6 protein-coding genes and 2 pseudogenes are annotated in these 13014 nt (G+C 47.6%); 3 read left to right on the top strand and 5 right to left on the bottom strand.

Features of this window, described 5'->3' with window-relative positions; genetic code table 11:
- Window positions 1–50: 50 nt before the first annotated feature.
- On the top strand, window positions 51–566 hold the full coding sequence (locus DMB88_RS06020) for a hypothetical protein (RefSeq protein ID WP_128100626.1): 516 nt from the start codon (window positions 51–53) through the stop codon (window positions 564–566).
- Between the two features lie 71 nt (window positions 567–637).
- Here the strand turns inward: DMB88_RS06020 and DMB88_RS06015 are convergent, their stop codons facing one another.
- Window positions 638–1063, bottom strand: a complete 426-nt coding sequence (locus DMB88_RS06015; protein WP_128100625.1) for an Lrp/AsnC family transcriptional regulator — start codon at window positions 1061–1063, stop codon at window positions 638–640.
- A 131-nt stretch (window positions 1064–1194) separates the two neighbouring features.
- Between DMB88_RS06015 and DMB88_RS06010 the strand changes: the two genes are divergently transcribed.
- On the top strand, window positions 1195–1947 hold the full coding sequence (locus DMB88_RS06010; protein WP_128100624.1) for an MBL fold metallo-hydrolase: 753 nt from the start codon (window positions 1195–1197) through the stop codon (window positions 1945–1947).
- Window positions 1948–2394: 447 nt separating this feature from the next.
- Here DMB88_RS06010 and DMB88_RS06005 read toward each other — a convergent pair whose 3' ends face one another.
- Entirely contained in the window at window positions 2395–3900 is a 1506-nt protein-coding gene (locus tag DMB88_RS06005; RefSeq protein WP_128100623.1) for an arabinosylfuranosidase ArfA, read from the bottom strand.
- Window positions 3901–4078: 178 nt separating this feature from the next.
- Here DMB88_RS06005 and DMB88_RS06000 point away from each other — a divergent pair.
- Window positions 4079–4986, top strand: a pseudogene (locus tag DMB88_RS06000) (ArsR/SmtB family transcription factor).
- Between the two features lie 176 nt (window positions 4987–5162).
- Here DMB88_RS06000 and DMB88_RS05995 read toward each other — a convergent pair.
- The 3 genes and pseudogenes from DMB88_RS05995 to DMB88_RS05985 form a co-directional block, all read right to left on the bottom strand.
- Entirely contained in the window at window positions 5163–5957 is a 795-nt protein-coding gene (locus DMB88_RS05995; RefSeq protein ID WP_128100622.1) for a C40 family peptidase, read from the bottom strand.
- 477 nt (window positions 5958–6434) lie between these two features.
- Window positions 6435–9710 (bottom strand): glycoside hydrolase family 48 protein, encoded by a 3276-nt coding sequence (locus tag DMB88_RS05990; RefSeq protein WP_128100621.1) that lies wholly within the window; start codon window positions 9708–9710, stop codon window positions 6435–6437.
- 153 nt (window positions 9711–9863) lie between these two features.
- Window positions 9864–12856, bottom strand: a pseudogene (locus DMB88_RS05985) (glycoside hydrolase family 9 protein).
- Window positions 12857–13014 lie beyond the last annotated feature (158 nt).

The following is a 13014-nucleotide window of genomic DNA, read 5'->3' as shown; positions in this document are numbered from 1 at the left end:
GAGCGGCATATTTCGTTATATGATGGTCATAAAGGAGGATTGAATTGAACATGGAATCAACACCTACTTCGAATATACAGCACATTCGGTACCGACGATTCACAGCTCTCTGGAAGGGAACACTGTGTCTATTGTTCATCATCCTATGCATTCTACTGTTGTGGTTTATATACGATGGGCTATCTAGCAAACTGGAAACATTATATTACTCAGTCGCAGCGGTTCTGGGCATATGGTTCATCGGCCCGTTATGCCTGATGTTCGGAGCTCGATTCATCAAGCAGCCACCTGTGTTATTGTCTTGGAATGATGAAGCCATCCTGTGCGGCAAGCGACATATCCGTTGGGATCAGATTCGCAAAATTGAATTGTCCTCGTATCACTTTAGCAAGTGGATCTTGTCATCTTCACCGATGATCGTACTATTCCTAAATGATGGCACACGACACCACGTTGCAACAGATCATTTACTTAGCAAAAAGGATCGAGATCAAGCGATCAACCTGCTTCAGCAAACATTACGTGATAAGCATCCGCGGGAAGATGAGTATACGTCATCGTTATGACCTACACATCGCGTGTGCAGCTCCCGCCACGCGGTGCCTCACTTCCATGACAAGGGTAGTCTGCCGCAACTTCATTTCTCCACATGGAGAGACAAGTTCATCCTATAGTTTCCATAGGGTAAAAGTTCCTCAAGTAAATGGTTCAATTGTTCTGTCGTTCCGGTGCGAACACGCATCAGGTAACAACCTTCCCCGCTAATACGATGCACTTCAACGATATCTTCACGCGTAGCAATAAATGCCCGAAAAGCGGTGTGGCGATCGCCGGAGTTCAAGAATACCGTAACAAATGCCTGAAGTCCGAGGCCAAGGCGCTCCGGGTTCCATTTGATTGTGTATCCTTCTATCACGCCCAGATCCTGCATCTTGCGTACTCTCGCGCCTACGGCCTGTCCAGTCAGGTGAACGTCTTCTCCGATTTCTTTGTTAGAACGTTTGGCATCCTTAATGAGGATCTGCAAAATATGCAGGTCTGTGTCATCTATCGTTTCATTCATCTGGCTGTAGCAATCCTTTCATCTTGAAATGAGTTCGATCTATTTCCGTTCATCAGGTTATGTACGACGTTAATGGGGTTGTATAACATATAGGATAATACTATTCAACAACCCGAAGGAGTGCAAATATAATGAAAATTCAATTGATCCGCAATGCTACACTGTGGCTGGAATATGGAGGTCTGAACATCCTGGTTGATCCGATGTTGATGGATGCTGAGTCCATGCCCGCATTTTCAAATACACCGAATGAGTTACGTAACCCGAGAGTGAGCCTGCCGGAAACCGAAACTGATTATCTTCATCCCGATCTGTTGATCGTCACCCACACCCATCCAGATCATTGGGATGAAGCAGCCGCCAAGCAGCTCCGCAAAGATATTCCTCTGTTATGCCAGCCTGGAGATGAGCATGTATTCATCAATGCCGGATTCACCATTGTCACTGCTGTGGAGGATAAACATGAGCATCATTCAGTACGATTCGCTCGTACCTCCGGTCATCATGGTACTGGTGAGATTGGCAAACGTATGGGCAACGTATCCGGCTTCGTCCTCGAAGCAGATGGTGAACCCGTCACGTATATTGCCGGGGATACCATCTGGTGCGAGGAGCCTGCTGAGGCGATTCGTCGATATACACCAGACGTTATTGTCGTGAATGCCGGGGGCGCGCGCTTCAACGAGGGGGATCCCATTACGATGGACGAGCATGACGTTGTTGCTGTGAAGCAACATGCGCCATCCGCTCATGTGATCGCTGTGCATATGGACGCCATTAACCATTGTGTAGTATCCCGCGCCGATCTCGCCAGCCACCTGGCATCTGAGCAGTTGGATGGTCAGGTACTCATTCCGCGTGATGGTGAGAGTTTTGAGTTTTGAGACTTGAGGCTTGAGTTAACGAACTCAGCACACGCTATCTAGCAGATCTCAGCTAATCAAAAATTTCAATGAATCCTGCGCCTACTACTTACTAGCCTGTTTCGTTGATACCTACATCTTACCTTACATGCAACCTTGCGGATTATCCCACTACACCTTCTCCATCATCGTTCGATCTTCTTCGGCCTATAGCTGTCTATAACGATACAATACAAAAAAAAAGCTGGATGCGAGTTCATCGCAACCAGCTTTTTGATTCGAATCATATTCTTCTCTTAGTGCGCGGTGTAATGAAGGTGGCATTTGACGATCTCAGCCATGCGGCTGAGCAAGCGGGGATTCAAGGAAGACACCCACACGCCGATATTCCTCTTATTCCCCTCTCGAGGATTTAATTAACCACAAGAGTTAACTGTGCTTTATGCCATCCCGTTTATACCTTTGCCCTTACTGAACTTTCAATCGAATCACGTTCCAAGATGCTTTGGCAAGACTTGCTGTAATCAACGTTTCCGATACCTCTGCTCCCCCGCGGTTATGCGGAACAACACGGTTTGGCTGTGCTAGGGTATTGGTCGCTTTGAGATCATCATTCTCCAGCACGATATGCTCGATCAAGGTGCACTTCCCGAAGCTACGCAAATCCACTTCAAGCGGAAGAGATTCTTCCAGATGACGGTTCACTGCAAACACAGTCACCTCTCCGCGCTCTTCGTTATGCACCGCAATCCCTTCCAGATAAGGAACATCCGTAATTTGTTTAGTGTCATATTTCGGAGATTGAATCAATGGCACCAATGCTGTTCCACGCCCGTACACGGAAGCGTGCATGAACGGATAGAAGATGGTCTGTCTCCATGAACCCCCGCCTGTATCTGTCATAATTGGCGCGATCACGTTAACGAGCTGTGCCAAACATGCCATTTTGACCCGATCCGCATGTTTGAGCATGCTGATCAGCATACAGCCTACGAGAAGTGCATCCTCATGGTTATAAATATCCTCCAGTTGTGGCGGAGCAATCTGCCATGGATCCATTTTCGAATCATTTTCATGGGAGTGATACCATACGTTCCATTCGTCAAAGGAGAGATACATCGTCTTCTTGCTGCGTTTCTTCGCTTTGATATAATCACAAGTTGCCTTCACCGTGTCGATGAAACGATCCATTTCAAGCGAACGAGCAAGGAATGTCGGCGTATCATTCTCCTGATTGCCATAGTATTGGTGAAGGGAAAGGTACTCAACGTGATCATATGTATGATCCAGCACCGTTGCTTCCCAATCCGGGAACGTTGCCATGTTCAAGCTAGAGCTTCCGCAAGCCACCAGCTCGATTGTTGGATCCGTCCACTTCATCACTTTTGCCGCTTCTACAGCAGCACGTCCATACTCCTCAGCCGTTTTGTGACCAATTTGCCACGGGCCGTCCATCTCGTTACCTAGGCACCATGTTTTGACCGCATGCGGCTCTTTGTATCCATGCTTGATCCGAAGATCACTATAATACGAACCTTCTGGATGGTTGCTATACTCAACGATATTACGCGCAGCATCTGCTCCTCTTGTTCCCAGATTGACCGCCATCATCACTTCGGAATTCGCCTGCTTCGTCCAGTCTACGAATTCGTTGAAACCAAATTCATTCGTCTCGATCGTTCTCCATGCCAGTTCCAATCTACGCTTGCGTTCAGACACGGGTCCAACGGAATCTTCCCAGTTGTAACCGGATACAAAATTCCCCCCTGGATAACGTACAATCGGTACCTGCAGCTCTTTCACCATTTCTAGTACATCGGTACGGAAACCTTGCTCATTCGCTGAAGAATGTCCTGGTTCGTAAATTCCACCGTATACAGCGCGTCCTAAGTGCTCAATAAAAGATCCGTATAAGCGCTTATCAACTTCACCAATTTTAAAATCTTTGTCCACCGTCATTTTCGCTTTTTCCATTGAGGTAACACTCCTTAAGATTAATATTAAAATTAATTCAAAATGTATGGATAAACGTTTATATTTATATTAAAATCGATTATAACAATAATTTCAACCCGAATTTCGAAAAATGTTACTCTTTCCTTTGGATTTATGTTTAACTTAATTCTATAATTTATGGCTTGGAGGAACACATGTGATTAGAGCAACTACCGATGCAGAATGGCTGCCCCTCTATGAGGCGCTAGCCAGTGAAGTTCGTCTGCAAATTATCCGCCTCGTCGCGGACACCCCCATGAACGTCAAAGATATCGCTGCTTCGCTTGGTCTCAGCAGTGCTATTGTAACGATGCATGTTCGCAAACTTCAGGACGTAGGCATTATTCAATCGAAGATGGTCCGCAAAGACGGCGGTACCCATAAAATGAACAGTTTAGCGGTGGACTGGATTGGAATCTCTATGCCCCAGGACACCGGCTCATCCAATAAAGTTCATGAGGTTGCGATTCCAGTTGGACATTACACTCATTTTGACGTATATCCAACCTGTGGATTAGCTACCTCTACTCATGTGATCGGTCAGTACGATGATCCGCGCTACTTTTTAGACCCAGAGCGGATGCATGCTTTAATTCTCTGGATGGGGCGAGGATTTGTGGAATATAAAATTCCAAACTACATTTTATCCGGGCAACAGATTAACGCAATTGAGCTGTCTCTGGAGATCGGTTCAGAAGCTCCGTCCGTCAATCCAAACTGGCCCTCTGATATTACATTTACGCTGAATGGGATCAGACTCGGGGAATGGACAAGTCCCGGTGATTCGGGCAACGGACGCGGTGTGTTCACCCCTGAATGGTGGAGCGAGAGTGTCAATCAATATGGCATGTTAAAAGTGCTGCGGATCACCGATGAGGGACATTTATCGACGGACAGCGTTTGTCTGACGTGAAGCTTTCGGACATTCCAGTGGAGCGTAATCAGTGGACGTTGCGTTTATCGGTTGAAGAAGACGCGCAGCATGTCGGGGGTATGACCTTGTATGGTGAAGGATTCGGAAACTATAATCAGGATATCCTGTTCCGTCTCTATTATCAGGAGTGAATTAGGATAGAAATTACAACAAATAACCTACCGTCTACCCTTTGTGGCGTAGATAGCAGGTTATTTGTTAGTCTCACTTGTAAAGATATGTTATTTAAAAGTCCGATTCTGGTTACGATGAATATCTGAAGCATCTCAGCATTGGAATTGACCTTCTAAGAAATGCTGCTTCTCTCTTACAGTGCACTTCCACCGAACAAGAAGCGATATTCCCAATGCTTACCTGCGATATCACTGATTGTTACACCGCCACCAGCGTTGGAATACGTATGCAATACTTTACCGTCACCTAGATAAATACCGGTGTGCGTAATTCTTGCTGTGGACTTGTTCACACCCGCATAAGAGGACGATTTAGTCCCTTTATAAGACATGAAATACATCAGATCGCCGCGTTTTAGATTTTTCCAATTGGTCTGAACAGTGCCTTTTGCTTTAACATAAGCACCTTGCTGGCGAGAGTCGGCTGGCAGCTTGATTCCAAGTGCATCAATGAAAGCTTGGCGGATGAAGCTGGAGCAATCAAAGGTAGCCGTACTATTACGACTTGCTCCGAACTCATACGGAGTACCCCAATACTTCATACCTGCAGCGATCACTTTCTCGACTGCCGCTTGGTTGGTATTCGATGCGCTGTTGCCAGAAGTCGACGTGTTCGCACTTCCGCTCACAGCTTTTGTATATTTAGATGAAGAAGATATGTACCCTGTGCGATTGTTAGCATCTTGTACTTTGTACCAGCTTGATCCAGACTGCCCAAGTACAGTGATTTGCTCACCTTTTGGTACCATGCGAACCACTTTTGCACTCGAAGATGCTGAAGTACGCATGTTAACGCCCCAGATAACTTCTAATTTCGAATTTTGAACCGCAGCCGCTGATACCGGTGCTGTAAGTGCTCCTGTCGTCAGACTTCCCATCAGCATCGTTGCTGTTAGTGTTGCAGTAATCATTTTGCTTTTCCAGTTCATGATGTCGTGTTCCCCCTGATGTTACAGAATTTTAACCTGGCTTGCTTCTCCCGGGCTTGCCCCATTGTAAACGGGCTTTCCATAACGATCATCAGACCAAAGTCCTGTATTCGAATCATGCAATTTGAGCAATAAGAATCAGGGGTACACATACCATAAACGCAAAAAACGGCTTCAATACGTCGCATTCCACAAAGGTTAAATTATTGTAACCATTTGGTGTCACACACTTTATCTTAATAAGTACGTGTATACTTTAGCCCATCCAAGTAGTAGTTCTTAAGAACTACTCAAAGTTAACCTTATTCCATAAGTGGAAAACATTACTACACCAATAAAAGCTATAAATACCCACAATTATACATAAATATGTTTAATTCAATATCAATCTGGGTATCCGTGAACGTAAAAACGAATAAACCGGGGATTGCTCCCCGGCCTCGCTTTTTCATTGCACTATCATTTGGCTCGCCTCGATTAAGGCTCAATTCCCCATACCTTCACACCATCTTGATAAGCAGTCACTTTGCTCCAAGCGCCAAACGCAGTCTTCGTTGCATCAAATGAGTAATCATTCGTCTGATCAAAATTGCTCCAGTTGGTCTTCGAGAAGCGACCTTGGATGACCCCTGTCTCAGCACCTGCTGCCAAGGTTCCTGCTCCGGCTTTGAATCCAATCTCCAGATACGTGTCTGCCGTTCCTGTCGCTGGATCTACTGTGACAAAGTGTGCCTCCACATTGCTGCTACCAATCTGAGCATAATCACACCAGAAGCTCAGATCTGATGCACTATCCTTCGTGAAGTAATACCGCAGCTTCACCTTGCTCAGATCTACTTCGGTTGTGCCTGTGTTCTTCACGTTAAACTGTGGTGTAATGGCATTGCTTGAAGCTGCGGAACTCCCGTTACGATATTGCACCTCTATACTTCCCGTTGTAGCAGGAGGCGCTGTAGGCGTCAATGCCACCACGTTCGATAATGTCTGTCCGCTGGCATTCACGGCTGCGATCCGGTAGCTGTACGTTGTTCCGTTGACTACCGTGCTATCCGTGTACGTCAACTCTGTTATATTGGCCGCCACGTCCGTGTACGGTGCTCCATTAACAGAACGCTGTACAGTATAACTGTCCGCCCCTGTGGATGCGGTCCATGTTAATGCCGTCTGTGCATTGCCCGCCGTGCCTGTGAGCGTCAGTACATCTGGTACAACTACGCCCGCTTGTGGCGTTGCGGATACCTGTAAAGATGGTGTAGATTCACCTACAGCATTGACCGCCGTGACGGTGTAATAATAGGTTATGCCATTGGTCAGACCCACATCTGTAAAGGTTGTGCCTGTGACTCCTGTTGCAACCGAAGTGTACGGCCCGCCATCTACTTCAGCACGCTTTACTGTGTATGAAGCTGCACCTGGAGCTGTGTTCCATTTCAACACGACTTGTTCACTATCCCCTGTCGCGGTTACACCAGCAGGTGCTGCTGGCACTTCAACCGCTGGAGTCTCAGCATCTCCAAGAAGTCGATCATATTCGCCGTATGCGGTCGCCATATCAACCTGTGACCAGAAACGGTGGTATGTGAAGGTTGGTGCACCTTTTTCCCATGTTTTCGTTGTTGGATTATATGACGTTTTGTACAAGTTATCCAAGTATGCCCATGCTGGGTCTTGCTTGATGGCTGGGCGAAGATCGGAGTACCCGATGTACACACCATTTCCGCCTTTCGCTGGATCAGAAGGAATGCCTGCTGTTCCAGGAATGGTATTCCCTTGACCAAACGTTCCCGTCCAGTTCGCAGGAATGTAGATTTCTTTGGCGAAGAAGCGGAAATAATCCTTACGCACTTCTTCCGTTACAATTCCCACGCCGTCATTATAGTCCCATGCTGTGTCCAGCAGCTTCTCAGCGAGATCCTTGGCTTCCTGCCCATCAGCACTTAACACACCTTCCTCTGCCTGAGTACCTGCTGCGAAGAAGGTAAGCGCCTTGATATAACTACCCAATACACCTGTATCCTGTGCTGGATCTTTCGTGACAACATGGAAATTCGGATTCTCTGTAAAGGAGCTGAATCCATTCCATTTATCAGGTTGACCCTGCCACTCCTGACCACCTGGAATCCAGAACTCTCCTGGAGCTGGTGTTGTCGCTACTTGCACATTGGTTCCACCAAGTACGCGCTGACCGGCTGCATTCAGGTAATAACCTTGAGCATCCGTTACCGGCCGTTCATCCACAAATACATAATCCTTCGTCCAATCAATCCATTTGGTAATGACTTTTTTGGCCATTTGGAAGTTCTCGGAGCTCAAATCGCCACTTTCGGCAAGAATATAGTACATCTCCGCCACACGTTCGAGCGACCAAGCCTGGAATCCAAACCATGTGTTGGAGTCTGGGTCACGATATACGGGTGCTTCCTGATATGCCATATCGTAAAATGTGCTCACCCCTGCCGGATAAGCTTTGTAGGAGCCATCCAAACTGTTAGTTGCCCCTCCACCAATGGCACCTTCATGCGATTGCAGCCAAGTGTAGAACTCCAGTTGACGCTTCAAGGATGCATTCCAGTCGTCCTTCGCTGTAGCCGATTTCGGAATCAAGCCGCCAGCCGGATCGGACAACGCATAGGCTGCAACCGGATTCTGATAAGCCTGGTGCGTATGGCTCGCTCCAATGCGCCATGCCCATTCCCCACCTTGCCCTAAGCCACCTCCCCATGAGGTGTACCACGCCATCAGATACATATTGGAATCCTTACCTGTACCCGGAGTCGGTGTCCCGTTCTTCGCACTACCGATCTTCTGGAAGTACTTATCATGCATACCATACCGCAGATAGTCCCCCATCTTCTTCGCTTTATCCAGATACTTCGTATTGGTATACCCCATCTCCTTGGCCCAATACAGCACTTGTACCGCACGCGCATCAGCATCGGTTGCATTGGTATAGCGCCACTGGGCTGCAGGTGCCTGATTTTCTTTTGTGAACAGACTCATGAAGCCTTCATTGGCTTTGCCAAATGTTTTATTATCTTGCGATGGATGTGGGATCGCCTCCCATACAGACTCTTGTTCACCACGCTGGAACGTATTCACATAAGCAGCCGTGTGTGATGGATTCAGCAAATTCCCGTAACCATACCAATTATCTACATCGAGCAGCCAGTGCATCAGATAAGTCTGGTTATTGCCATATGAAGCCTTAAGCTCGGCATCGAGCGGATCTTTGCCTGCCGCATATTGTCCATTAATTGCTGAAGGATACTGATCCGGGAACGGTTTTTCCGCAGCGTACGTGGCTGGGCTATTCGGATTATAATAACTCATCGTAGGCTGCTCTTCCTTGCCATCACCTTCATTGACTGGGATAATGTATTTCTCCATGTTGTCCCAAGCTGCTTCGAGTTTCGACCAATCACCCGTGTAGTGACCGTACATCGTCTCCAGCCATAACCAGTAGCTGTACGCTTCCGAAGTTGTCATATGTCCATAATCAGGCGCTTCGCTCAGCAACGTTTCAATGGAATGATAAGGAATACCCTCTGGTGAAAAATACCCATTCGCCGGGTCTTTCAATTGATCATACAATTGCAGAAACCGCTGTTCATTCATACTCTCTGCTTGAAGCTCAATCGCTGAATCCGCAGCATGTGCCTGACCTGGCCCCGCCCACAATCCGGTATATCCGGTCAACATCATCGTTCCTGCCAGCATGGCCGTCAAACTTTTCTTCGCGGCTGATTTCAACATATACTTACCTCCCTAAATTAGTAGAATAAAAGTTATATACTGTCCTCTCCGTTCTCGTGTAGAAAGTTTAATTGAACTCACTGTTGGTCTACCCATGCTGTTGTGAGGATTACAATCCATTACGCTTGGAATATACGGCGGCTCCTTAGGTCACTATGGTTCAATTCCCCACACTTGTGTGCTGCCCTGATACCCAGTCACTTGACTCCATGCGGTAAAAGCTGTCTTCGTTGCATCATAAGAGTAGTCATTACTCTGATCAAAATTGCTCCAGTTGGTCTTGGAGAAGCGTGCCTGAATGACACCTGTCTCCGCCCCAGGAGCTAGACTGCCTGCACCGGATTTAAAACCGATCTCTAGATAGATGTCTGCGGTTCCCTTCGCCGGATTCACGTTTACAAATCGACCTTCAATATTGGCAGCGCCCACCTGTGCATAGTCACACCAGAAGCTCAGATCCGCTGAACCATCCTTCGTAAAATAATAACGCAGCTTCACTGTACTCAGATCAAGCGCCTGAGTTCCCGTATTCTTCACATTGAATTGTGGCGTCACTGCATTACTGGACGCTCCAGATCCCGTGCTCCGATACTGAATTTCCAATGTACCCGTCGTTGCTGGCGGCGCACTTGGTGTCAGCGTCACAACATTGGACAACGTCTGTCCCGCTGCGTTAACAGCCACAATGCGATAGCTGTATGTCGTCCCATTCAGTGCCGTTGCATCGGTATAGGTAAGCGCAGTTACACCTGTTGCTACATCCGTGTAGGCTCCTCCTACGATCGCACGCTGTACCTTATAACTTGCGGCTCCAGTGGATGATGTCCAAGATAGTATCGTTTGAGCGTTACCCGCCGTTCCAGTTAGCGTTAATGCACCAGGTACGACTGAAGCAGCCCGAGGTGTTGCCGAAACTTGAACTGAGTTTCCTGATTCTCCTGCAGAGTTCACCGCAGTAACGACATAATAATAGGTTGTTCCGTTCGCTAAGCCGTTATCTGTATGTGTTAACCCGTTGATCCCGGTGGCTACAGAGGTGTACGTTCCACCTGCTGTCTCAGAACGCTTCACCGAGTAGGATGTGGCGCCCGGCACTGCCGTCCAGTTGAGCGCTACTTGCGCGCTTTCTGCTGCAGCCTGCACGTTAGCAGGTGCACTTGGCACCGTTACAGGAGCTATTCCCGGCTCCTGACCATATACACGTACACCAGCATCATAGACTGGTAGATAAACACTCTTCGCCACATTTCCAGTACCTAAATTCTGAAAGGAGTGGTCATTACTCGGATTCCATGCCCCTTGAGGGCCGGAAATGCGGAATTGTATTTCTTTTCGATAGTGCCCCTCTCCACCAGGATAGATTTTGGTTCCACTGAAGTCAGCGGTAATTGCATAAATATGCTGGTTTGCATCTACGACTACAGGTTGTGAGATCGTTGCACCTTCCGCATAAGACGCAGTGACATTGACATCCGAGACTGTACGTCCTGCCGCATAGACCTCACTTAGATCAAGGAAGTATTTAAATGAGAGTTTATCCCCATCCGGGCAGGCCAGGCTGAGCGATTGTTCAGCATTGCTCTAATCTCCGTATAGTTTGAACCGGATGCCTTAATGGCTGCCTCAACGAACAATTCATCTCCCTTTACTTCAGGTGCGGGAAAGTTTGCAAGCGGCTGATGCCCCTGACCAAACAATAGATTCATCTTCGCAAGTGCTCCGGTGAATCCTGCGTTATAATCCGTTGCAACCTCGTTACTAACGTAGTCCCCAATATCATCCGTGTATTGATCCGATGCATTCGGGCCTCCAACCATGGCGCCATACAAAATATGACGGTGGCTCGCCGGGATACCTTCGCTATTAGCCCATGAACCGTGAGCTGTGCGATGATGTGGGTGCTGCGGAGCATTCTGCCCATAACCAACCACATAACTGCTCTGGCGTGGATTGTCCCCTAAGATGTAGTTCATTTGTGAAACAGCAAAATCCTGATATCTCGCTTTTTTCACAGGATCACTGACCCAATCCGAATAAACAAAAGCAATAAAGGATGCATTCGCTGCATAGCGGAGCGAACCCCACTGATCCAACCAGGCGAGACCTCCTGGTGTATACCTCACTCTGTTCCCATTCGTACCGACTGACCAATAATCCAGATTGCGCTCCGTCGACTGAATAAACCTTGTCGCCTCTGGCATGTTCAAGCTGGAAGTGATGCGGGCCAGCAGAATCTGTGCACCATAGTTTTTGTTATCCCATCCCTGCGTCCAGGTATAAGGCCAAGTGGTAGAACCTCCGGAAGCCCATTGGTCGGTAGCAGCAATTGCTTTGGACAAGTAAGCGCTATCATTTGTTGCTAAATAAAGCCACGCTCCACCCCATGCCAGCTCATCGTAATATCCTGACCATGAATTATAAAAGGTCTGTGCGTCCGTGATACAGTCCGAGTATTTACCACGGTACGTATCTGCGAAGTTATACAGCTCCTTCGCATGTCGAAGCAGCTTCGCCGAATAGTCAGGATCATCGTCTGCAAATACAATGGAAGCTGCCGCAAGCGCCGCTGCCGTCTCTCCTGCGAGATCACTACCCGGGCAAGAAGCGTCAATCTTGAATGATGGGCGATTCATCTGCATCACTTCTGCTGGCCCCCACCAAGCATGATCCGTATTCCCTGCTCCAACTTGTCCCCATAATTCACTGGGTTTCGTATGCGCTTTCATAAAATAGTCTGTAGCCCACTTAATATTCTCCTTAATCTCTTCCAGTTGTCCCGCATTCTCGTAACCGTCGCGATATTCCACTACAGACCAAGCCAGCATCGTAGCCGAATAAGCCATCGGTAAGCCAAATTTCACATGATCTCCAGCATCGTACCATCCACCTGTCAGATCAACACCAACATCAGCTCCATCACGTAGCCCCGAATCTCCCCGCCATTCCACTCGATTATTCGCCGGTAGTTTACCTGATCGCTGAGTTTCATAGAAATAGATGGCTTTCTGTAGAGCTTCTGCATAATTGTGAGTGCCAGCGGCCGCATCCGCCTTACCTATCAATCCTGTACCCACCGGTAAACTCCCTGCCAGTAGTCCTGCCGACAACGCAATGATCGCGATTCGCCTCCACCAGCTTCGTTTCATGTCCAATCATTCATCTCCTCTTCATCAATTCTCTTGCATAATGCCTAGTGTAAAACGATTCAAACCCGCTCCTCTCTATGGTGTGACTCCCTGTTAATTCCACCATTAATTTCCATTATAGTCTTTTGTCTAACTTGCAATATAAGCATTGGTGACTT

The sequence above is a fragment of the Paenibacillus sp. DCT19 genome (assembly GCF_003268635.1).
In the GTDB taxonomy this organism is placed as follows: domain Bacteria; phylum Bacillota; class Bacilli; order Paenibacillales; family Paenibacillaceae; genus Paenibacillus.
This window is presented reverse-complemented; position numbering and strand designations above follow the sequence as displayed.

What these genes read in the sequence shown, in the direction of transcription:
- DMB88_RS06020 (WP_128100626.1), top strand. Translation starts at nt 51, where the DNA reads ATGGAATCAACACCTACTTCGAATATACAGCACATTCGGTACCGACGA.
- DMB88_RS06015 (WP_128100625.1), bottom strand. Translation starts at nt 1,063, where the DNA reads ATGAATGAAACGATAGATGACACAGACCTGCATATTTTGCAGATCCTC.
- DMB88_RS06010 (WP_128100624.1), top strand. Translation starts at nt 1,195, where the DNA reads ATGAAAATTCAATTGATCCGCAATGCTACACTGTGGCTGGAATATGGA.
- DMB88_RS06005 (WP_128100623.1), bottom strand. Translation starts at nt 3,900, where the DNA reads ATGGAAAAAGCGAAAATGACGGTGGACAAAGATTTTAAAATTGGTGAA.
- DMB88_RS05995 (WP_128100622.1), bottom strand. Translation starts at nt 5,957, where the DNA reads ATGAACTGGAAAAGCAAAATGATTACTGCAACACTAACAGCAACGATG.
- DMB88_RS05990 (WP_128100621.1), bottom strand. Translation starts at nt 9,710, where the DNA reads ATGTTGAAATCAGCCGCGAAGAAAAGTTTGACGGCCATGCTGGCAGGA.